The organism is Halopseudomonas yangmingensis (assembly GCF_900114825.1).
GTDB classification, from domain to species: domain Bacteria; phylum Pseudomonadota; class Gammaproteobacteria; order Pseudomonadales; family Pseudomonadaceae; genus Halopseudomonas; species Halopseudomonas yangmingensis.
In genome coordinates this window covers 47,025-69,994 of the sequence record NZ_FOUI01000007.1, presented here as the reverse complement: position 1 = coordinate 69,994, position 22,970 = coordinate 47,025, and the positions used below count along the sequence as shown (strand labels likewise).

General features: G+C 58.8%; 18 protein-coding genes. 9 read left to right on the top strand and 9 right to left on the bottom strand.

Annotation, left to right across the window (positions count from 1 at the left end; genetic code table 11):
• Window positions 1-42 precede the first annotated feature (42 nt).
• On the top strand, window positions 43-1,539 hold the full coding sequence (nhaB, locus tag BMZ23_RS08295; RefSeq protein WP_093475343.1) for a sodium/proton antiporter NhaB: 1,497 nt from the start codon (window positions 43-45) through the stop codon (window positions 1,537-1,539).
• A 59-nt stretch (window positions 1,540-1,598) separates the two neighbouring features.
• Here the strand turns inward: nhaB and dnaQ are convergent, their stop codons facing one another.
• From dnaQ to BMZ23_RS08280, 3 genes are read right to left on the bottom strand one after another with little or no spacing between them, the layout of a single operon-like run.
• Window positions 1,599-2,306 carry a DNA polymerase III subunit epsilon gene (gene dnaQ, locus BMZ23_RS08290; RefSeq protein WP_093475340.1) on the bottom strand — a complete coding sequence of 236 codons (708 nt, stop codon included), beginning with the start codon at window positions 2,304-2,306 and terminating at the stop codon, window positions 1,599-1,601.
• The gene (gene rnhA / locus BMZ23_RS08285; protein WP_093475337.1) at window positions 2,306-2,752 is read right to left on the bottom strand and encodes a ribonuclease HI; all 447 of its coding nucleotides are present in this window, start codon (window positions 2,750-2,752) and stop codon (window positions 2,306-2,308) included. The genes dnaQ and rnhA overlap by 1 nt, the downstream gene beginning before the upstream one ends.
• 7 nt (window positions 2,753-2,759) lie before the next feature.
• The gene (locus tag BMZ23_RS08280; RefSeq protein ID WP_093475334.1) at window positions 2,760-3,548 is read right to left on the bottom strand and encodes a methyltransferase domain-containing protein; all 789 of its coding nucleotides are present in this window, start codon (window positions 3,546-3,548) and stop codon (window positions 2,760-2,762) included.
• Between the two features lie 82 nt (window positions 3,549-3,630).
• Between BMZ23_RS08280 and gloB the strand changes: the two genes are divergently transcribed.
• The 8 genes from gloB (at window position 3,631) to fabI (ending at window position 14,114) form a co-directional block, all read left to right on the top strand.
• Window positions 3,631-4,404 carry a hydroxyacylglutathione hydrolase gene (gloB, locus tag BMZ23_RS08275; RefSeq protein WP_093475331.1) on the top strand — a complete coding sequence of 258 codons (774 nt, stop codon included), beginning with the start codon at window positions 3,631-3,633 and terminating at the stop codon, window positions 4,402-4,404.
• 69 nt (window positions 4,405-4,473) lie between these two features.
• Entirely contained in the window at window positions 4,474-5,868 is a 1,395-nt protein-coding gene (locus BMZ23_RS08270; protein ID WP_093475328.1) for a LysM peptidoglycan-binding domain-containing protein, read from the top strand.
• Between the two features lie 14 nt (window positions 5,869-5,882).
• Window positions 5,883-7,709: an extracellular solute-binding protein gene (locus BMZ23_RS08265; protein ID WP_093475536.1), complete on the top strand. Its 1,827-nt coding sequence runs from the start codon at window positions 5,883-5,885 to the stop codon at window positions 7,707-7,709.
• Window positions 7,710-7,725: 16 nt separating this feature from the next.
• Window positions 7,726-9,561: an extracellular solute-binding protein gene (locus BMZ23_RS08260; RefSeq protein WP_093475325.1), complete on the top strand. Its 1,836-nt coding sequence runs from the start codon at window positions 7,726-7,728 to the stop codon at window positions 9,559-9,561.
• A 2-nt stretch (window positions 9,562-9,563) separates the two neighbouring features.
• The gene (locus BMZ23_RS08255; RefSeq protein WP_093475321.1) at window positions 9,564-10,637 is read left to right on the top strand and encodes a microcin C ABC transporter permease YejB; all 1,074 of its coding nucleotides are present in this window, start codon (window positions 9,564-9,566) and stop codon (window positions 10,635-10,637) included.
• Between the two features lies 1 nt (window position 10,638).
• Window positions 10,639-11,670, top strand: a complete 1,032-nt coding sequence (locus tag BMZ23_RS08250; RefSeq protein WP_093475318.1) for an ABC transporter permease — start codon at window positions 10,639-10,641, stop codon at window positions 11,668-11,670.
• Between the two features lies 1 nt (window position 11,671).
• Complete coding sequence (locus BMZ23_RS08245; RefSeq protein ID WP_093475313.1) at window positions 11,672-13,300, top strand: ABC transporter ATP-binding protein; 1,629 nt, start codon at window positions 11,672-11,674, stop codon at window positions 13,298-13,300.
• 16 nt (window positions 13,301-13,316) lie between these two features.
• Window positions 13,317-14,114 carry an enoyl-ACP reductase FabI gene (gene fabI / locus BMZ23_RS08240; protein ID WP_093475310.1) on the top strand — a complete coding sequence of 266 codons (798 nt, stop codon included), beginning with the start codon at window positions 13,317-13,319 and terminating at the stop codon, window positions 14,112-14,114.
• Window positions 14,115-14,198: 84 nt separating this feature from the next.
• Here the strand turns inward: fabI and BMZ23_RS08235 are convergent, their stop codons facing one another.
• From BMZ23_RS08235 to tig, 6 genes are all read right to left on the bottom strand, one after another.
• A complete protein-coding gene (locus tag BMZ23_RS08235; RefSeq protein WP_093475307.1) occupies window positions 14,199-16,091 on the bottom strand; it encodes a SurA N-terminal domain-containing protein in 1,893 nt (630 codons plus the stop codon).
• Window positions 16,092-16,265: 174 nt separating this feature from the next.
• Window positions 16,266-16,538, bottom strand: a complete 273-nt coding sequence (locus BMZ23_RS08230) for an HU family DNA-binding protein (RefSeq protein ID WP_093475304.1) — start codon at window positions 16,536-16,538, stop codon at window positions 16,266-16,268.
• Between the two features lie 180 nt (window positions 16,539-16,718).
• Window positions 16,719-19,115, bottom strand: a complete 2,397-nt coding sequence (lon, locus tag BMZ23_RS08225) for an endopeptidase La (protein WP_093475301.1) — start codon at window positions 19,113-19,115, stop codon at window positions 16,719-16,721.
• A 181-nt stretch (window positions 19,116-19,296) separates the two neighbouring features.
• Complete coding sequence (clpX, locus tag BMZ23_RS08220; protein WP_093475298.1) at window positions 19,297-20,577, bottom strand: ATP-dependent Clp protease ATP-binding subunit ClpX; 1,281 nt, start codon at window positions 20,575-20,577, stop codon at window positions 19,297-19,299.
• A 119-nt stretch (window positions 20,578-20,696) separates the two neighbouring features.
• Window positions 20,697-21,338, bottom strand: coding sequence for an ATP-dependent Clp endopeptidase proteolytic subunit ClpP (gene clpP / locus BMZ23_RS08215; RefSeq protein WP_093475295.1), 642 nt, complete (start codon window positions 21,336-21,338; stop codon window positions 20,697-20,699).
• Window positions 21,339-21,461: 123 nt separating this feature from the next.
• Window positions 21,462-22,814: a trigger factor gene (gene tig, locus BMZ23_RS08210; RefSeq protein WP_093475292.1), complete on the bottom strand. Its 1,353-nt coding sequence runs from the start codon at window positions 22,812-22,814 to the stop codon at window positions 21,462-21,464.
• Between the last annotated feature and the right edge of the window lie 156 nt (window positions 22,815-22,970).

Here is a 22,970-nt window from a genome sequence, read left to right as displayed (position 1 = left end):
CTGTATTCGGAGATTTCTTCCACTCCCTCTCGGAACTCCACCATGTCCACAACCTTGCTGCCAGCACTGGCGCACAACTTTCTTGGGCAGGCTCCTGCCTGGTACAAACGCTGTATCGTCCTGTTTCTGCTGCTCAACCCCTTTATCTTCTGGCTGGCCGGCCCCACGGTAGCCGGATGGGTGCTGATCCTGCAGTTCATATTCACACTGGCCATGGCACTTAAATGCTATCCGTTGTTGCCCGGCGGCCTGCTGGCCATCGAGGCATTGCTGATAGGCATGACCACCCCCGATGCCCTGTACAAGGAAGTGCTGGGAAACTTCCCGGTCATTCTTCTTTTGATGTTCATGGTTGCCGGCATCTATTTCATGAAAGACTTGCTGCTGGTGACTTTTGCCAGACTTATTCTTGGTATTCGCTCCAAATCACTGATGGGACTGCTTTTTTGTCTGGTTGCAGCAGTGCTTTCTGCGTTCCTCGACGCGCTCACGGTCACAGCCGTCATCATTAGCGTGGCTGTCGGTTTCTATGGCGTCTATCACAAGGTTGCCTCTGCCGGCTTCAATGCTGACCCGGCAAACGAGCCAGATCCCGAGGAAGTTCTGGCCCGCGAGCACCTCGAGGAATTTCGTGCCTTTTTGCGCAGCCTGCTGATGCATGGCGCTGTGGGTACCGCACTGGGAGGCGTCTGCACCCTGGTTGGCGAGCCGCAGAATCTGTTGATTGCGCGGGTTGCAGACTGGGACTTTGTCGAGTTTTTCCTGTTGATGGCGCCCGTCAGCATGCCGGTGCTGGGAGCCGGCTTGCTGACCTGCCTGCTGCTGGAGAAAACCGGCTGGTTCGGTTATGGCGCTCGTCTGCCACGCGCGGTGCGCAGGGTTCTTGAAGACTTTTCCAAGGCCGAACAGGCCAAGCGCAAGGCCCCGCAGCAGGCAGCCCTGCTGATCCAGGCGCTGGCGGCAGTGCTGCTGGTGCTCGGCCTGGCCTTCCATATTGCCGAGGTTGGCTTTATCGGGCTGATGGTCATCATTCTGATTGCCTCATTCAATGGCGTGATTGATGAGCACCAGATCGGCAAGGCTTTTCAGGAAGCGCTGCCCTTCACTGCACTGCTGGTTGTGTTCTTTGCAATTGTCGCCGTGATCCATGAACAGCACCTGTTCAGCCCGATCATCCATGCGGTGCTGGCTATGCCGGAAGAGGTGCAACCGGGCATGTTCTTCATTGCCAACGGCGTATTGTCGATGATCAGCGACAACGTTTTCGTCGCCACCGTCTATATCAGCGAAGTCAAACAAAGTCTGGATAGCGGCGCGATCAGCCGTGAACACTTCGAGCGACTGGCTATCGCCATCAATACCGGCACCAACCTGCCCAGCGTGGCAACACCCAACGGCCAGGCGGCCTTCCTGTTTCTGCTGACCTCGGCGATTGCCCCGCTGGTACGCCTGTCCTACGGCCGCATGGTGGTAATGGCTCTGCCTTATACCCTGGTGCTGGGTGGCGTGGGTCTGCTGGCAGTCAATCTGTGGGTGTGATCTGAATCACCGTAACCGGTCGGCGCAGGATGATGGCTGACCGGTACCGGCACGTGCGTTCATTCCGGCCAGCGGTGACTGCCGGCCGCCTTGGCCAGTGCCTCAAGCCGCATCTGATGGGCATCCATTTCCGATTGACTGGCACGAATCACTGCCAGCGCTGGGCGCCCGGCGGGCAGGCGCTGAATGGCACTCACCTGGTTGCCGTCAGCACCTTCACCACCCTGACCAGCCAGTGACAGTGCTGTCTGGCCGCCGGTCAGCAACAGATAGACGTCAGCCAGAATTTCGGCATCCAGCAAGGCGCCGTGCAGGTCGCGCTGGGAATTATCCACGCCATAGCGCTTGCATAGTGCATCCAGGCTATTGCGCTGTCCCGGATGCCGCTCACGGGCCATCTGCAGGGTGTCAAGCACACTGCAGTGCCCGGCAATCCGGCCGTGATTGCCCTTCAGCCGATCAAGTTCACTGTCAATGAAGCCAACATCAAACGCTGCATTGTGGATGACCAGTCGCGCACCACGGATAAATGCCATGAAATCATCGACAACATCGGCAAAACGCGGCTTGTCGACAAGAAATTCGTTGGTAATCCCGTGCACGGCGATTGCGCCCTCCTCAACCTCACGCTCGGGATTTATATAGACATGGTAGTGCCGGCCTGTCAGTCGGCGATCCAGCAGCTCGACACAGCCAATCTCAATAATCCGATGACCTTCACGAGGATCAATACCCGTGGTTTCGGTATCCAGCACCACTTCGCGCATCAGTTGCGTCCTCTCTTTGCAAGCACTTCCTCAACACCCAGGTTGGCCAGTTGATCAGCCCGCTCATTGTCCGGGTGCCCGGTATGACCGCGCACCCAGCGCCATTCGACCTGATGACGACTGACCTGCTCATCCAGTTGCTGCCACAGGTCAGCATTCTTCACCGGTTGCTTGCTGGCAGTTTTCCAGCCGCGTTTTTTCCAGTTCGGCAACCACTCCTGCATACCCTTCATTACGTACTGCGAATCGGTCGTCAGACGAACTGAACATGGCCGCTTCAAGGCTGCAAGTCCCATGATGGCAGCCATCAGCTCCATTCGGTTGTTGGTCGTGTCCGGCTCACCACCGTGCAGGGTCTTTTCGTGTTCACCGGTGCGAAGAAGAACTCCCCAGCCGCCCGGGCCGGGATTACCCTTGCAGGCACCGTCAGTAAAAATTTCGATCATGCTGTCCTCAATACGGGCTACGGTACAGGCTCTGACGACCACTATGGCGGCGGGAGCCGGCAGTCAGCGCTGGCACATCCAGTCGGCGAAACAATGGCCGGCGCACCGGATCGGCGTTGATGCCGGGCATTTGTCGGCGCGCCTGCAGCAGATAGAACCCCCCACAGGGCAACGCCTGACGCTGGCCTCGACGCTCCATCCACTGCAAACGTTCAAGCCAGCGAGCCGAACGCAGCGGCGGACGATAACAGCCTGACAGGGGTTTCTCCACCCCGAAACCGAGCAATGCCAGCCAGTCAGCCAAACGTGCCGGGGCAATAAAGCCAGCCTCGCCCAACCAGCCACGACCGATCAGATGCGCTCCCCCCCACAGGCTCCAGGGATTGAAGCCGAACAGCAGCAAGTGTCCGCCGGGGCGCACCATCAAGGCAGCTTCCCGAAGTACCGCATGGGGCGCGAGGGTGAAATCCAGAGCGTGGTGCAAGACCAGCACATCCAGCGAGTGCGGCTCGAACGGCCAAGCACCTTCCTCGATCAATAAATCGGCATTGCTATCAAGTTGATCGGCACGCCAGCAGCAGGCAATGCCGCAATCGGCTCCGGGAAGCAACTCCCGGTGCAGTCCGAACTGCACCAGATGACGCCCGAAGCAACGTTGCATCGCCTGCTCCAGCGCTTGTCCTTCAGCCAGCAACAACTGCCGCCCCGATTCGGTATCGAGCCAGTCTCGGGCCTCCTGCAGCAATTGCTGCAGATCCTGCTGACTGATATCGCCGACTCGCCTGTGCCTGCGCATCTTCTTCTCCTGCCTTGCACCCGGGGCTGACAAGCCGCACTGGCTGTGTCTTAATCGTGACCAGTTCAGACCGAGGTGACGCATGCCTGAAATCATTGCCCTGAGGGCTTTCAATGACAACTATATATGGCTGATTGTCGATCATGACAGTCAGCAGGTCGCTGCGGTTGATCCAGGAGACGCCATTCCGGTAGTTACCTGGCTGGGCAGACATCCGGACTACAGTCTGTCGCATCTGCTGATCACACACCACCACCGCGACCATACTGGTGGCCTGCTGACACTGAAAGCCGCCACCGGGTGCCGGGTGTACGGCCCGGACAATCCGGCGATCAAGGGTATCGATCGCCGCCTGCATGATGGCGACGTCTTCGAACTTTTCGGTCTGAAGATTGGCGTGCTCGGCGTTCCGGGACATACGCTCGACCATCTGGCTTTTCATTGCCCGCAGGAAGCGTGGTTAATGGCCGGTGACACCCTGTTTGCTGGTGGTTGCGGACGTCTTTTCGAGGGCACTGCACAACAGATGCAGGCTTCCCTGGATAAGCTTGGCTGCCTGCCGGCCAACACCAGTCTGTATTGCGCGCATGAATACACCCTCTCCAACTTGCGCTTTGCCCATGCTGTAGAACCGGATAACGCCGACATCCGGGTACGGTTTGAAGTAGTCACCGAACTGCGTGAGGATGACCGCATTACCCTGCCCAGCACCCTTGGACTGGAACTACAAACCAATCCTTTTCTACGCACCCGTCAGGCAGCAACCCTGGCAGCCGCCAGCGCACATACCGATCGCGCTGTAACGCCCGGCGCAGACTGCTTTGCGGTGTTGCGTCAATGGAAGGACAGTTTCTGACGCCAGGCTTTTACTTGACCCTGCAGGCCCTGCTCCCTAGAATCGGGCAAATTTTTTCAGGACCACGACATGATTCGTTTCAACGGGCATCCGCAACGATCATGCCGCACCATACTGCTTGCCGTTGGCCTTGCAGCCCTTGTCGGCTGCCAGACCAGCGCACCTATCAGCAAGCAGCCGGCACAGGGACAGGTGTTGCCGGAAGCGGCTCATAAAGCAGAACGCCAGGTCAGCCTGCGTGTCGCCCAGCGACGCGCCGAAGCGTCGCGTGAACAGGCCATCGACAGCGAGGAAACGCTGGATCTGTGGGCTCGCATACGCAATGGTTTCCAGCTGGATCCGGCGCTGCTGGACAATCCACGTATCGAGCGCCAGCGTCTGGTGTATGCCGGACAACCGCGCTACTTCGAACTGACCTCCGAGCGTGCCGGCCGTTATCTGCACTATGTGGTCGAGCAACTGGACCAGCAGGAAATGCCGCTCGAGCTGGCACTGCTGCCCTTCGTCGAGAGCGCCTACAATCCAATGGCTGTGTCTACCAGCAAGGCCGCCGGTATCTGGCAGTTCATTCCTTCCACCGGTCTGAATTTCTCGCTGCGCCAGGATCGCTGGTATGACGGCCGTCGAGATATCGTCGAGTCGACCCGCGCGGCCATTGAATACCTGACCCGCCTGAACGCCATGTTCGAAGGTGACTGGCTGCTGGCCCTGGCCGCCTACAACTGCGGCGAAGGCTGTGTGTCGCGGGCCGTTGCACGCAACCGGTCACTGGGGCTGCCGACTGACTACTGGAATCTGCAACTGCCTGCAGAAACCATGAACTATGTACCCAAATTGCTGGCACTGGCACAGATTATCGACAGTCCAGACTCCCACGACACCGCCCTGCCAGAGTTACCCGACCAGCCTTACTTTGCCCGTATCAGCATCGAGCAACAACTGGACCTGCACACTGCAGCCAGTCTTGCGTCCATTTCCCCCGAGGAGATGCGCCAACTGAACCCTGCCTTCAAACAGCGCATCACTGCTCCCGGCGGCAGCTTTGAACTGCTGATACCACTGGAACAGGCCGATCAATTCGCCGAAGCACTGGCCAGCCTGCCTGCCGACCAACGCTTGTCATTCAGCCAGTATCGTGTACAGCGCGGGGACACCCTTTCACAGATTGCCAGTCGGCATGGGCTGACCCCAGACATGATCCGTGAACACAACAACCTGAAAGGCACTCTGATTCGAGTGGGCCAGGAACTGGTACTGCCGGGTGTCGGAACAGCCATTGCGCAGACTTCCGAGACACCCGCCGCCACTACCCAAGCGGCTGGAGCCGCCAGTTACCGGGTGCGCGCTGGTGACAACCTGTGGAGCATTGCCCGAAACAATGGCATTGAAGTTGCCCAAATCAAGCGCCTCAACCGACTGGAAAACTCCGCCCTGCAGGTCGGGCAGATGCTGAGACTGCCCTGACGCCCATGTCTGCCATGGCCTGGCTTCTCAGCGCTGCACTTTTGCTGGGACTGACCATGCCTGCCATGGCGGACGTGCAGCGCAGCCATGCCTACAGCCTGTACGGCCTGCCCAGGTACGCTGCGGATTTCAGCCACTTCGACTACGTCAACCCTGACGCACCGCGTGGGGGCACCCTGCGGGTGATGGCCAACGGCACCTTTGACACTGTCAACCCCTACACCCTGAAGGGCACCAGCCCGATCAATACCGGCAATTTCCATCACTACGGCATCACTGAACTGAACGAACCACTGATGATCGGCAGTGGCCGCTACGACCCCTCCGCTGACGAGCCCTACTCAGCCTATGGCCTGATTGCCGAGACGCTTGAGTACAGTGATGACCGCAGCTGGGTGGTATTCAACCTGCGTGAACAGGCGCGCTTTCACGACGGCACGCCGATTACCAGCGAGGATGTGGAGTTCTCCTGGCGCCTGTTGCGCGAGCACGGCCACCCTGACTACCGCGCCATGTTGCAGGATGTGCAGCGGGTCGATATCCTCGGGCCACGCAAGATCCGTTTTATCTTCAACCGCAGCAACAACCCGCTGCTGATCCTGCGCCTTGGCGAACTGCCGGTATTGCCGGCACACCACTGGCGCGGGAGGGAGTTTGGCCCGACCACTTTCCAGCCCGGTCTGAACAGCGGCCCCTACCGCATCGTCGATGTGCAGCCGGGCCGCCGGCTGGTATTTGAGCGGGTCGCCGACTACTGGGGCCGTGACCTGCCGGTGAACCGTGGCAAATACAATTTTCAGCGTCTGGAAGTGGAGTTCTACCGCGACAACAACATCGCCTTCGAGGCATTCAAGGCCGGCCAGTTCGATATCTACTTTGATCACAAGGCCAGCAACTGGGCCGGAGCCTATGACTTCCCGGCAATACGCAACGGCCAGGTAATCCGCCGCAGTGTCGAACACCAGATCCCCAGTCCGACCCAGGCACTGTTCTTCAATACCCGTCGGCGGCCGTTCGACCAGCGCCCGGTGCGCCAGGCGCTCGGCCTGCTGTTCGATTTCGAGTGGAGCAACCGGGTGCTGTTCTTCGATGCCTATCAACGCTCGCTGAGCTTCTACCCGAACAGCCCGTTTGCTGCTTCGGGCCTGCCGCGTGGCCAGGAGTTCCTGCACCTCGACAAACACCGTAACAGCTTGCCGGCGGAACTTTTCACCCAGCCCTTCAGTCTGCCGGTTACCGATGGTCGCGGTATTCCGCGAGAACACCTGCGCGAAGCCATGGCGCTGTTCGCCGAAGCAGGCTGGGTGATGCGCAAGGGCCAACTGGTGAATGCCCGCAGCGGTACACCACTGGCCTTCGAAGTGCTGCTGGTCAACCCGAGTCTTGAGCGGATCATCCAGCCCTGGCGACGCAATCTGGAACAACTGGGCATCCGCCTGCATATCCGCAGCGTTGACCGTGCCCAGTACAAGGCCCGACTGGACAGATTCGATTACGACATGATTCTCACCTCACTGCCGCAAAGCCTGTCGCCCGGACTGGAGCAGCATGGCTATTTCCACTCCAGCCAGGTCGATGTTCCCGGCAGCCGCAACTATGCGGGCATCAGTAACCCGGTGGTTGACGATCTGCTGGAAAGCCTGCTGGCTGCCAGCAGCCGCGAACAGCAGGAAGCCGCCGCCCGCGCCCTCGACCGGGTGCTGCTGTGGGAGCACTATACAATTCCCAACTGGCATATAAACTACCACCGGATCGCGCATCGCCACTGGCTGCGCTGGGCTGCCACGCCGCCCTATTCACTGGCCATCCGTAGCTGGTGGATCGACCCGGCCGCCCGCTAGAACAACAAGGACCTGCATGCCCGTGATACTCAGATCACTGTTCGCCTGTTTGCTGTGGTTCCCCGCCAGCCTGCTGGCTGCCACTGGCCAGCATGCCCTGACCCTCTACGGTGATCCGCCGGCATACCCCGGAGACTTCACGCATTTCAACTATGTCAACCCGCAGGCACCCAAGGGCGGCACCCTGCGGTTGTCCGGGTTTGGCAGTTTCGACAGCCTGAACGGTTTCAACAGCCGCGGCACACCGGCCGATCAACTGTCACTGATCTATGACAGCCTGACCTTCCATGCCCTGGATGAACCCTTCAGCGAATATGGCCTGCTGGCCGAGCGGATCGAGCGCGATCCGGACAATCTCTGGGTGCGTTTCCACCTGCGCCCACAGGCGCGCTTCCACGATGGCGAAGCGGTCAAGCCAAGCGATGTGGTGTTTACCTTCAACACCCTGGTCGAACTGGGCGCGCCCTTCTACCGCGCCTACTATGCCGATGTGCGTGAGGTGCTGGCCGATGGACCGCACAGCGTGATCTTCCATTTCCACCACGGCGACAACCGTGAACTGCCGCTGGTGCTAGGACAAATGGCGATTCTGCCAGAACACTGGTGGCAGGGCCGGGACTTCAGCCGCGGCACCTTGGAAGCGCCACTGGGAAGCGGCCCCTACCGTATCGACCAGGTGAATGCCGGGCGCAGCCTGAGTTTTCGCCGGGTTGAGGACTACTGGGCGGCCGATCTGCCGGTGCGCCGTGGCTTTTTCAATTTCGATCGGGTGGTGGTGGATTACTACCGCGACACCGGGGTAGCACTGGAGGCCTTCAAGGCCGGCCAGTTCGACTTCAATCAGGAGGTCAGTGCACGCAACTGGGCGACCGGCTACAGCAGCCCGGCCCTGCGTGACGGGCGGATCATCCAGGAAGAAATCCCCAACCACAACACTCAGGGCATGCAGGGCTTCGTATTCAATATGCGCAAGCCGATGTTCGCCGATGTGCGGGTGCGCAAGGCCATCAGCCTGCTGTTCGACTTTGAATGGTCGAATGGCCGCCTGTTCCACAACGCCTACAAGCGCAGCAGCAGCTTCTTTGGCAACTCCGAACTGGCAGCTGACGGCCTGCCTGGTGAGGATGAGCTGGTGCTGCTGGAGCCACTGCGCGAGCAATTGCCAGCGCACGTGTTCGAGCCGGCCTGGATTCCGCCACAAACCGATGGCAGCGGCATGATCCGTGAGCAGATGCGTGAGGCCTACGCACTGCTGCAGGAGGCCGGCTGGCGCATCGAGAATGACCGTCTGGTGAACGAGCAGGGCCAACCCCTGAGCTTTGAGTTTCTGCTGGTGCAGGCCGATTTCGAACGCATTCTGCTGCCGTTCAAGCGCAATCTGGCTTCCCTTGGCATCGACATGACCCTGCGCCGGGTAGATGTTTCGCAGTACATCAACCGGGTACGTTCGCGGGACTTTGACATGCTGGTCGCCAGCTTCGGCCAGTCCAATTCTCCCGGCAACGAGCAGCGTGAATACTGGCACTCGAGCAGCGCCGACAACCCCGGCAGCCGCAATCTGATGGGGCTGCAGGACCCGACAGTGGACACTCTGGTCGAGGGCCTGATCCGCGCCGAGTCTCGGGCCGCACTGGTCAGCCACAGTCGGGCATTGGATCGCCTGCTACGGGCACAGCATATTCTGGTACCGAATTTCCATACCGATGTGTACCGGGTAGCCTACTGGAACAAGTTCTCCCACCCCGAGCAATCACCCCGCTATGATCTTGGGCTGTACACCTGGTGGGTTGACCCCGACAAGGAAGCCGCCCTGCGCACCCGCAGTGCCCAGAGCCAGAGCGAGGATCGCTGAGCATGCTGGCCTACATCATCCGTCGTTTGCTGCTGATCATTCCGACGCTGTTCGGCATCCTGCTGATCAATTTCCTGATCATCCAAGCGGCACCGGGTGGCCCGGTAGAGCAGATGATCGCCCAACTGGAAGGCTTCGAGGGAGCCACCAGCCGCATTTCCGGCAGCATCCACGGCGAGGTCGCCAGTGGCGGCAGCTACCGCGGCGCCCAGGGACTGGACCCGGACATCATCGCCGAAATAGAGCGCATGTACGGCTTCGACAAACCGGCACATGAGCGCTTCTGGCTGATGATCAAGGGTTACCTGACGTTTGACTTCGGCGACAGTTTCTTCCGTGATGCCAGCGTGATCGACCTGATCATCGAGAAAATGCCGGTATCCATCTCGCTTGGACTCTGGACCACGCTGATCACCTACCTGATCTCCATTCCACTGGGCATCCGCAAGGCGGTGCATCACGGCTCCAGCTTCGACGTCTGGACCAGCTCACTGATCATTGTCGGCTATGCGATTCCCGGCTTCCTGCTGGCGATCCTGCTGATCGTGCTGTTCGCCGGTGGCAGCTACTGGGACTGGTTCCCGCTGCGCGGACTGACCTCGAACAACTGGGAAGAACTGAGCACCTGGGGCAAGATCAAGGACTACGTCTGGCATCTGGTGCTGCCGATTACCGCCATGGTGATCGGCAGCTTCGCCACCCTGACCATGCTGACCAAGAACTGCTTCCTCGACGAGATCGGCAAGCAATATGTGGTGACTGCCCGCGCCAAGGGGCTGTCACCGTCGCGGGTGCTGTATGGCCATGTTTTTCGCAATGCCATGCTGCTGATCATTGCCGGCTTCCCCTCGGCGCTGATCAGCGTGTTCTTTACCGGCGCCCTGCTGATCGAGGTGATCTTCTCGCTGGACGGCCTTGGCCTGCTCGGCTTCGAGGCAGCGATCAACCGCGACTACCCGGTGATGTTCGGCACCCTGTTTATCTTCACCCTGCTCGGGCTGGTGGTGAAGCTGATCGGCGACATCACCTACACCCTGGTCGATCCGCGCATCGACTTTGAAAACCGGGAGGGTTGAGATGCGCCTGTTCAACCTGTCCCCGCTGAATCAGCGCCGCTTTGCCCGGTTCAAGGCCAATCGGCGTGGCTGGTGGTCGCTGCATGTGTTCATGCTGCTGTTCGTGCTGAGTCTGGGTGCCGAGCTGATCGCCAACGACAAGCCGCTGCTGGTGAAATACCAGGGTGAGCTTTATGTGCCGGTATTCAAGCGTTATGCGGAAACCGAATTCGGTGGCGAATTTCCCATCAGTGCCGATTACCGCAGCCCCTATATCCGCCAGCTGATCGAGGAACAGGGCAATGGCTGGATGCTCTGGCCGCCAATTCCCTACTATTACAGCAGCATCAACTATGACCTGCAGGTGCCGGCACCGGCACCGCCCTCGCGGGACAACTGGCTGGGCACCGATGACCAGGCCCGCGACGTGCTGGCCAGGGTCATTTACGGCTTCCGCATTTCCGTGCTGTTTGCCCTGACCCTGACCATTCTCAGCTCGATCATCGGCGTTGTCGCCGGCGCCATTCAGGGCTTCTATGGCGGCCGTATCGACCTGTTCGGCCAGCGCTTTATCGAGATCTGGTCAGGGCTGCCGGTACTCTACCTGCTGATCATCCTGGCCAGCTTCGTGCAGCCGAACTTCTGGTGGCTGCTGGGCATCATGTTGCTGTTTTCCTGGATGGCGCTGGTGGATGTGGTACGCGCCGAATTCCTCAGGGGCCGCAACCTGGAATATGTGCGGGCGGCACGCGCCCTGGGTGCCGGCAACCGCACCATCATGTTCCGCCACATACTGCCAAACGCGATGGTCGCCACCCTGACCTTCTTCCCGTTCATCCTCACCGGCGGCGTGATCACCCTGACCTCGCTGGACTTTCTCGGCTTCGGCCTGCCACCCGGCTCGCCCTCGCTCGGCGAGCTGATTGCCCAGGGCAAATCCAACCTGCAGGCACCCTGGCTGGGGATCACCGCATTTGTCGTGCTGTCAGTGATGCTCAGCCTGCTGGTGTTCATTGGCGAGGCCCTGCGTGATGCCTTTGACCCGAGGAAATGACATGGACCAGCCACTGATCCGTATCGAGCAACTGGCGGTGAGCTTTGCCCAAGGGCAACAGCAGAGCGTTGCCGTCGAGGATGTCAGTTTCGACATCCGCCCCGGTGAAACCCTGGCACTGGTCGGCGAGAGCGGCTCGGGCAAATCGGTCACCGCCCATTCGATCCTGCGCCTGCTGCCCTACCCCAGCGCCAGTCACCCCGCCGGGCGCATCCTGTATCGCGGCACTGACCTGTTACAGGCTGACGAGAAACAGCTGCGCAAGGTGCGTGGCAACCGCATCTCGATGATCTTCCAGGAGCCGATGACCTCACTGAATCCGCTGCATACGGTGGAGCGGCAGATCAGCGAGGTACTGTTCCTGCACAAGGGCCTGAACAAGGCCGAGGCCCGCGCGCGCACCCTGGAGTTGCTGGAGCTGGTTGGCATCCCGGAGCCGGCAAAACGTCTTGGCGCCTACCCGCATGAGCTGTCCGGCGGCCAACGACAACGGGTGATGATCGCCATGGCGCTGGCCAATGAGCCGGAATTACTGATTGCCGACGAACCCACCACCGCCCTTGACGTTACTGTCCAGCTGAAAATTCTTGAACTGTTGCAGTCATTACAGCAGCGACTGGGCATGGCGCTGCTACTGATCAGTCATGACCTGAACCTTGTGCGCAGAATTGCCCACCGGGTATGTGTCATGCATCGCGGTCGCGTCGTCGAACAGGCAGATTGTGCGCAACTGTTTGCCGATCCGCAGCATCCCTATACCCGTCAGTTGCTGGCGGCCGACCCCAGCGGCAATCCGGTGGAGGCCGATCCGCTGGCACCGACGCTGATGCGCTGCGAGGATCTGCGGGTGTGGTTCCCGATACGCAAGGGTGTGCTGCGCCGTGTGGTCGATCACGTCAAGGCGGTCACCGATGCCGGCTTCAGCCTGCAACGCGGACAGACGCTGGGTATAGTTGGCGAGAGCGGCTCGGGCAAGACCACACTGGGTATGGCACTGTTGCGACTGATCGACAGCCAGGGACTGATCGAGTTCGATGGCCAGCGTCTGGACGGGCTGTCGCAGAATGACGTGCGGCCCTGGCGCCGGCAGCTGCAGGTGGTCTTCCAGGACCCCTTCGGCAGTCTGAGCCCGCGCATGTCGGTGGCACAGATCATCAGCGAGGGGCTGGATATCCATGGGATTGGCACTGAGCAGGAACGCGAGCAATGGGTGATCGAGGCGTTGACCGAGGTCGGACTGGATCCGGACAGCCGGCACCGCTACCCCCACGAGTTTTCTGGAGGGCAGCGCCAGCGTATTGCGATTGCCCGGGCACTGGTGCTCAAGCCGTCGCTGATCCTGCTCGACGAACCAACCTCGGCGCTTGATCGTACAGTGCAGAGCCAGGTGGTTGAACTGCTGCGCGAACTGCAGCGCAAACACAATCTGACGTATCTGTTTATCAGTCACGATCTGGCCGTGGTACGCGCCCTCAGCCACCAGCTGATGGTGATCCGCCAGGGTCGGATAGTAGAACAGGGACCGGCGCACCAGGTGTTCGCCGCACCGCAGCATGACTATACCCGTCAGCTGCTGGATGCGGCCTTCGCCCTGCCGGCTACCAGCAACCGGGTCCAGATGACCCCGTAATTACAGGAAGCAGACCATGGGATTTCTCAGCGGCAAGCGCGTACTTATCGTTGGTGTAGCCAGCAAGCTGTCGATTGCCTCGGGCATCGCAGCCGCCATGCACCGCGAAGGCGCGCAACTGGCCTTCACCTACCAGAACGACAAGCTCAAGGGTCGTGTTGAAGGCTTTGCCAGCGAATGGGGCTCAGGCCCTGAGCTGTGCTTTCCCTGTGACGTCGCCGACGACGCACAGATCGAACAGGTATTCACCGAGCTGGCCAAGCAATGGGACGGCCTCGACTGTATCGTGCATTCAGTTGGTTTTGCCCCCGGCGACCAGTTGGACGGTGACTTTACCGAGGTCACCACCCGTGAAGGTTTCCGCATCGCCCACGACATCAGCGCCTACAGCTTGGTGGCACTGGCCAAGGCCGGCCGCCCACTGATGAAGGGTCGCAATGGCAGCCTGCTGACCCTGTCCTACCTGGGTGCAGAACGCACCATGCCCAACTACAACGTGATGGGTATGGCCAAGGCCAGCCTGGAAGCCGGCGTTCGCTACCTGGCCACCAGCCTGGGCCCAGAAGGTACCCGGGTGAATGCGGTTTCCGCCGGTCCGATCCGCACCCTGGCGGCTTCAGGCATCAAGAGCTTCCGCAAGATGCTTTCGCACAACGCCAGCCAGACCCCGCTGCGCCGCAATGTCACCATTGAGGAAGTTGGCAACGCCGGCGCCTTCCTCTGCTCGGATCTGGCATCCGGCATCAGTGGCGAAATCATGTATGTGGATGGCGGCTTCAACATTACCGCCATGGGCGGGCTTGACGAGGCCTGAGCCACAGGCCACCCCGGCCATGGATGGCAGACACAAAAAAGCCGCACTCCAACAGGGTGCGGCTTTTTTTTTGTCGAGCAAAGATCAGTAGCGTTCGATCTTTGACTTGCTGCGCAGATACTCCTGCAGGGCGGAGAAATCCTGCTGGGCGGTCTGGCCGGCAATAAACTCGCCAAACATGGGGTTGTCGACCTCTGCCTCGGCCTGCTCAGCCACCGTCACACCGGTCAGGCGAACCAGCCACTGACCACCACCCGGACTGGCAAAGTGGGCAAAGCGGGGAGCCGCTCCATCGGGTCGGGGCATGGCAAAGACATGCTGCAAAAGAACTGCAGAGAGATCACGCTGACCACGCCGCACCGCCTCATGCTTGCTCAGCTCCAGACCTTCGGCATCAGCCAGTTGCTCCAGTTGCTGCTCTCCGGAACGCAGCGACGCAACCAACTCGCCAGCCTTCTGCCGTGCCTGATCGGCAACACGCTGCTGGCGCAGGACATCCGTAATTCGCCCAGCCACAGCCTCAAGTGGCAATTGCTCGGGACGCTGGTGCTCACGCACACGCAACACCACGACAGTATCTGCATCCAGCTCGATCAGCTGACTGTTTAGCCGGTCGACCAGCACCTCCTCTTCGAAGGCGGCACTGACGACCCGAGGATTAGCCAGGATGCCTTCCCCACCTGCACGGGTAAAACCAGTGTGCACGGCAACCTCAAGCCCCAGTGCTCGAGCCGGGTCAGCCAGATCAGGTGACTCATAGGAGAGGTTCGCCAGTTCGCGAGTCGCCTCGACAAACCGACGCTCGACCTGCTCCGCCTTCAGATCTGCTTCAAGCTCGGGACGCATTTCATCAAAAGACGGAACCTCGGGTGCCTGCAGGGCAGTCAGCTTGATCAGGTGATAACCGAACTCGCTGCGAACAGGCTCGGAGACCTCGCCTTCAGCGAGGGCAAACAGCGCCTGCTCGAAAGCCGGATCAAAGCTGCCGGCAACAGTAAAGCCAAGATCACCACCAGAGGAAGCACTGCCAAAGTCTTCCGACAACTCGCGAGCCAGTTCTGCAAAGTCCTCACCACCTGCCAGGCGTTCAGCCACCTGCTGCAGGCGTTCGAGAGCCTGTTGTTCCTGCGCCGGATCTGACACTTCGAACATGATATGCGAAGCACGACGCTGTTCGGCCAGGTTGCCAATCTCGCGCTGATAAATGGCCTCAAGCTGGCCTTCATCCACCTCAACCTGGTCAAAGAAGCTGCTGCGCGACAAAGTCAGGGTTTCCAGTACCAGTTGCTCCTGACTCATATAGTCAGACAGATTGGCAGCATAATGGTCAGCCACTTCTTCGTCGCTGATCTGAATGTCCGACTCATCAACACGCAGTTCAATCACCGCAAAATCACGGGTCTGGTTTTCCAGGCGGGCCAACTGGCGGCGCTCACCCAGCGTGGCAAAGCCGGTCGCCTCATAGGCATTGCGCAACTGCGACATTTTCAGTTCCTGACGAACCAGGTCGCGAAACTGCAGACGTGAGGCCATCCCCATATTGCGGATAACAACATCGAAACGACCGGCATCAAAACGCCCGTCGACCTGAAAATCCGGGGTTGCCAGAATCAGTTGGTCAATCATGCTGTCTGAAATATACAAACCAGCATCATCCGCAGCACTGATCAACAGGGCACGTTCAACCATACCGTCCAGCACTGACTCGCGCAGTCGCGCCTCATCGATCATGCTTGGATCAAAGTTGCCGTCACCCAGTTGCTGCAATTGACGGTACAACTGGCCTCGCTGGATTGATACCGCCTGATCCAGCTCGGTACGTGAAATAACGTTGCCGTTGACCTCTGCAGCCTTTTGCGCATCGCTGGTAAAGCGTGAAATCGACTCCCAGCCAGTCAAGGCAAAGACAAGCACGATAACGCCGACGATCACCTTGGCGACCCAGCTTTGTGCGTTGTCTCTCATGTTTTGCAGCATTGTGCCCCCATCCTGCAATACCGTCGCAGACTGTCAGTCCACGAGAAATGAAAAAAGGCGCATCACAGGTGATGCGCCTTCCGAAAATGACAGAACCCGTGGGTTAACACAGTGACATAAGCCATGGCTCTGCCTGGCCCCTGTCCGGCGAACTGCCGGTCAGGGCCGACGCAATCAGTTGACAGCGTCTTTCAGAGCCTTGCCAGCCTTGAAGCCAGGGATCTTGGCAGCGCTAATTTCAATGGTGGCGCCAGTTTGCGGGTTGCGGCCAGTACGGGCAGCACGCTCCTTGACAGCGAAAGTACCGAAACCAACCAGAACCACGGAATCGCCACCCTTCAGAGCACCGGTGATGGATTCGATGACGGCGTCCAGAGCACGACCGGCGGTGGCTTTTGGAATATCGGCAGACGCTGCAATTGCATCAATCAGTTCAGACTTGTTCACTCTGAGTCCCCTTGTTCTTTCAGTTTGGTGTAATCGTTTTATTCTTTACGCTGCGCCAGGGCGCAGACCGCAAGTCTTGCTGCATGGTCGTGGCCGCTTTATAGCAAGCCATGAAAAACCGTGTCAAGGAAAGCCGTTGAGCCGAGCGGCACGCGTCCGGCTCTGGCGTACCTATCGAATTCAGTGAGTGCTGACGCGCTCCTTGCCATCAGTCGGACGATTGTCATCCTTTGCCAGGATATCTTCAACCCCTTCCGCCATGGGCTTCGGGCTGTATTGCAGCGCAATCTGCAGCACCTCGTCAATCCATTTCACCGGGATAATCTCGATATCTTCACGAATGTTCTGGGGAATCTCCTTCAGATCAGGCAGATTGTCGTGCGGAATCACGACGGTACGAATGCCTCCACGGTGCGCGGCCAGCAGTTTTTCCTTCAAGCCGCCAATCTGCAGCACCTGGCCACGCAAGGTAATTTCACCAGTCATCGCCACGTCTGCGCGCACCGGAATACCTGACAGCGAGGACACCAGTGCTGTACACATACCGATACCCGCACTTGGGCCATCCTTGGGCGTTGCGCCCTCCGGGACGTGAATGTGGATATCCTGCTTCTCATGAAAGTCGGGGGCAATGCCCAGTGTCGCCGCCCGGCTGCGAACAACCGTCAAGGCAGTGCTGATAGACTCCTTCATCACGTCACCCAGCGAACCTGTATTGATCAGTTTGCCTTTGCCCGGCACTACTACCGCCTCGATACTCAGCAACTCACCGCCCACCTGTGTCCAGGCCAGGCCGGTCACCTGGCCAACCTGATCCTGCTCTTCGGCCAGGCCGTATTTGAACTTGCGCACGCCAAGGTAATGTTCGAGCAACTCCCCTTCGACCGTTACTGTCTTGCGCGCCTTGCTGCTTCCGGTCTGCTCACGCACCACCTTGCGGCACAGCTTGGCCAACTGCCGCTCCAGATTCCGCACCCCGGCCTCTCTGGTGTAGTAGCGGATAATATCGCGCAACGCCGCATCAGGAACACTGAGTTCAGTGTCACGCAAACCATTGTTGCGGATCTGCTTGGGCAGCAGATATCGCTTGGCAATGGCAACCTTCTCATCCTCGGTGTACCCAGGAATGCGGATAACCTCCATGCGATCCAGCAAAGGCGCAGGGATATTCATTGAATTGGAGGTGCAAACGAACATGACATCGGAGAGGTCGTAATCCACCTCGAGGTAATGATCGTTGAAATTGTGATTCTGTTCCGGATCCAGCACCTCGAGCAGTGCCGAAGACGGATCACCACGCATGTCGGCGCCCAGCTTGTCAATCTCGTCCAGCAGAAACAGCGGGTTACGCACCCCGGCCTTGGCCAGCTTCTGGATCAACTTGCCCGGCAGCGAGCCGATGTAGGTGCGACGGTGGCCGCGAATTTCGGCCTCATCACGCACTCCGCCCAGCGCCATGCGCACAAACTTGCGGTTGGTGGCGCGTGCCAGCGACTCACCCAACGATGTTTTGCCGACGCCCGGAGGACCAACCAGACAGAGCACCGGCCCTTTAAGCTTGCGAACACGTTTCTGAACCGCCAGATAATCAAGGATGCGTTCCTTGACCTCCTCCAGCCCGTAATGATCGGCCTCCAAGACCTCCTCTGCACGCTTCAGATCGTGCCGAACCTTGCTAGCCTTGCTCCATGGCACATTGATCAGCCAATCGATGTAGGAGCGCACCACTGTGGCTTCTGCAGACATCGGAGACATCATCTTCAACTTGTTCAGCTCAGAGGTCGCTTTTTCCAGCGCTTCCTTGGGCATGCCGGCAGCGTCAATCTTCTGCTTCAGCGCATCCAGTTCGTTAGGGCCGTCCTCACCCATTTCCTTTTGGATGGCCTTCATCTGCTCGTTCAGATAGTACTCACGCTGGCTGCGCTCCATCTGCTTTTTAACCCGCGAGCGGATACGTTTTTCCACCTGCAACAGGTCAATTTCGTTATCCAGCAGCCCAAGCAACTGGTCAACCCGTTCACGCAGCGGCAGCACCTCAAGCAGCACCTGCTTTTGCTCCAGCTTTATTGCCAAATGGGCCGCCATGCTGTCAGCCAGACGGGCGGCATCCTCAATTGAGGAAAGGGAAGCGAGAACTTCCGTGGGAATCTTCTTGCCCAGCTGCACATATTGCTCGAACTGGTTCATCAATGCCCGACACAAAATCTCGCTCTCACGGGCATCAATTGTGTCCTCATCATGCAACTCGGTGTCTGCCAGTTGCATTCCATCAAGTTCATACAACGCATGAATGCGCCCGCGCTGCTCACCCTCAACCAGCACCTTGATAGTGCCGTCTGGCAGCTTCAGCAATTGCAAGATGTTGGCCCGGGTGCCAATTCGGTAGAGATCACGCTCGGCTGGATCGTCTACAGCAGGATCTGTCTGGGCCACCAGCAGCACCTGCTTGTCTCCAGCCATTGCCTGTTCCAACGCACGGATGGATTTCTCCCGACCGACAAACAGCGGAATGACCATGTGCGGATAGACCACTACATCACGGAGCGGCAGCAGGGGAAGTTCAATCAAATTCGTCATGCGCAGAGTCACTCGCAGCAAACGTCGGACAGCAGCCCGACTTTTATGGGTTACCGTTTCAACATGAGGGCATTATCGGGAAAAAACAAGGGTAAAACAGAGAGGAAGATTGCAGGATGCTGCAGACGCAGGCATCAATACACCCGGCAGACGAAGACTGCCGGGTGTCAGAGCGGGATAATCAGTCCTCGGGCATGGCCTTCGGCTGATCGGCAGTCTGATAGATGAGCAGAGGCTTGGATTCGCCCTTGATCACATTCTCATCGACCACGACCTTGCTGACATCCTCCGCAGACGGGATCTCGTACATGGTCTCGAGCAGTACGTTTTCCAGGATCGAGCGCAGTCCACGCGCGCCTGTCTTGCGCTCGAGCGCACGAGAAGCAACCGCACGCAGGGCGTCGTCACGAAACTCCAGCTCAACCCCTTCCATCTCGAACAGCTTGCCATACTGCTTGGTCAAGGCGTTCTTGGGTTCGGTCAGAATCTGGATAAGTGCTTCCTCATCCAGCTCGTTGAGCGTGGCAATCACCGGCAGACGACCGACAAACTCGGGAATCAGGCCAAAACGCACCAGATCCTCCGGCTCCACATCACGCAGCGTCTCGCCCACCTTCTTGCCTGCATCCTGACTGCGCACGGCTGCATTGAAGCCGATACCACTCTTTTCGGAGCGGTCGCGAATGACCTTTTCCAGTCCGGCAAAAGCACCACCACAGATAAACAGGATGTTGCGGGTATCAACCTGCAAAAACTCCTGTTGCGGATGCTTGCGACCACCCTGCGGAGGCACCGAAGCGACCGTGCCTTCGATCAGTTTCAGCAAGGCCTGCTGCACGCCTTCGCCCGATACATCACGGGTAATCGACGGGTTGTCAGACTTGCGCGAAATCTTGTCGATCTCGTCAATGTAGACAATACCCATCTGCGCCTTTTCAACATCATAATCGCACTTCTGCAAGAGCTTCTGGATGATGTTCTCGACGTCTTCACCCACATAACCGGCTTCAGTCAGCGTGGTTGCATCGGCAATGGTAAAAGGCACATTCAGCAGGCGTGCCAGCGTTTCGGCCAACAGCGTCTTGCCGGAACCGGTCGGGCCGATCAGCAGGATATTGCTCTTGCCCAGTTCGACCTCATCCTTGCCGCCGCGCCGATTCAGACGCTTGTAATGGTTATATACAGCCACTGCCAAGACTTTCTTGGCACGCTCCTGGCCGATCACATACTGGTCGAGGATGCCGCAGATTTCCTTGGGCGATGGCAGTTTGTGACTGCTGCTCTCGGCCTGGTTTTCCTGCACTTCCTCACGAATGATGTCGTTGCACAGATCAACGCATTCATCGCAGATGAATACGGAGGGGCCGGCAATCAGCTTGCGCACTTCATGCTGGCTCTTGCCACAGAAGGAGCAATACAGCAGCTTGCCGTTGTCGTCTCCCTTCCTGGTCATGTCGGTCATCTAAAACCTCTGATTTCAAGCGATCTCGCCTGCAAAGATGGCGCCAATGATTCGCCATTGCAAGGTCAGCCTGTGACAAATTCCATACCGGGCGACAGGCTGCGCCCGGAACCCAATATTTATTCGGCGCTCTGACGGCGTTCCAGAACCTGATCGATCAGACCATATTCCATGGATTCGGCAGCACTCATGAAACGATCGCGATCCGTATCACGCGCAATGACATCAAGCGACTGCCCGGTGTGGTGAGCCAGGATGCGGTTGAGCTTTTCACGAATAGTCAGGATTTCCCGGGCATGGATTTCGAAGTCCGACGCCTGCCCCTGGAAACCACCCAGCGGCTGGTGAATCATCACGCGTGAATTGGGCAACGCAAAACGCTTGCCCTCGGCACCGCCAGCCAGCAGAAACGCTCCCATGCTGCAGGCCTGACCAATGCACAAGGTGCTTACATTCGGCTTAATGAACTGCATGGTGTCATAGATAGCCATGCCCGCAGTGACCGAACCACCCGGAGAGTTGATGTACAGGTGAATATCCTTGTCCGGGTTTTCCGACTCAAGGAACAGCAACTGCGCGACCACCAGATTGGCCATATAGTCTTCCACCTGCCCCACCAGAAAAATCACCCGCTCCTTGAGCAGACGGGAGTAGATATCGTAGGAGCGCTCGCCGCGGGCCGACTGCTCGACCACTATGGGCACCAGGCCGCCTGCAGCCTGAATTTCCGGGGGGAGCTGATTGAAGCTGTTGTTAATCATGGATTGCCGTCACTCCGTCTCTGGCCGTGCGGTACAGTGCACCAACCCCATGGCCGTGCCTGTCGCTGAAAAACGAGAGCCAGCCCGAAGGCTGGCTCTCTGGTTTACCTGATGGCTACAGGGTTACGCCTGCTCGCCGGCTTCCTCGCCTGCCTGCTCAGCCTCATCGGCCAGCGCCTGCTCGGCCGGCTTGACAGCGTCCTCGTAGGACTTCTGTACGCTGGTTACCTGTGCCTTCTGAAGAACAGTATCCACCACTTGTTCTTCCAGCACAACCGACTGAACCTCGCCCAGCTGCTGCTCATTCTGGTAGTACCAGCTGACCACCTGCTCCGGCTCCTGGTAGGCAGATGCCATTTCTTCAATCATCGCACGGACGCGATCATTGTCCGGCTTGATCTCGTTCTGCTTGACGATTTCAGCCACGATCAGACCCAGGCTGACACGACGCTTGGCTTGCTCTTCGAACAGCTCGGCGGGCAGTTGATCAGGCTGGATATTGGCGCCGCCAAACTGCTGGACGGCCTGGACGCGCAGGCGATCGATCTCGCTGGCAACCAGTGCGGCAGGCACGTCGATACTGTTGGTGTCGAGCAGACCGTCCATGACCTGGGTCTTGACCTTGGTCTTGATAGCGCGTGACAGCTCGCGCTCCATGTTCTTGCGTACTTCGGCACGGAAACCATCCAGGTCGCTGTCGCTGACACCGAACAGTTCAAAAAACTCGGCGTCCATCTCCGGCAAAACTGGTGCAGACACAGTATTCACTGTGATTTCAAACTCTGCTTCCTTGCTGGCCAGCTCAAGGTTCTGGTACTCAGCAGGGAAAGTCACCTTGACAGCGCGGGTTTCACCGGCAATGGCGCCGACCAGGCCGTCTTCGAAACCGGGAATCATGCGACCGGAACCCAGCACCAGATCCACGTTCTCGGCAGTGCCGCCCTGGAAGGCCTCACCGTCGATGCGTCCGACAAAATTGATATTGACCTGATCTTCCAGAGCCGCAGCACGCTCAGCCACTTCAAAACGGGTATTTTGCTTGCGCAGAATGTCGAGCATCTTGTCCAGGTCGGCATCGGTCACTTCTGACTCGATACGCTCAACGCTGATGCCGGCAAAATCGGCCAACTGGATTTCCGGATAGACTTCAAAGGTGGCAACGTACTCGAGATCCTTGCCGGCTTCCAACTGACGCGGCTCAACATTGGGAGCGCCTGCCGGATTGAGCTTTTCCTGCATGATGGCTTCGTAGAAGGAAGACTGGATCACTTCACCAATCACTTCCTGACGAGCCGAGTCACCAAAGCGCTTGCGGATTACGCTCATTGGCACCTTGCCGGGGCGGAAACCATCCACGCGGGCACGGCGGGCAGTCTGCTGCAGGCGCTTGTTGACCTCATTGTCGATACGCTCGGCGGGAACGCCAACGGTCATGCGGCGCTCGAGGCCGGAGGTGGTTTCTACCGAAACTTGCATGGATAGTCCTCGTTGAACAAAGGTTTTATGTTGGTTTTACGATCACCCGGATGCAATAGACAATACCGGTGATCCTTCGCAAAGCCCGACATTCTATTACCTTGCCGAAGATAAGAAAACACCAGAGCCTGCAGATTATCGGCAACACACGGCAAG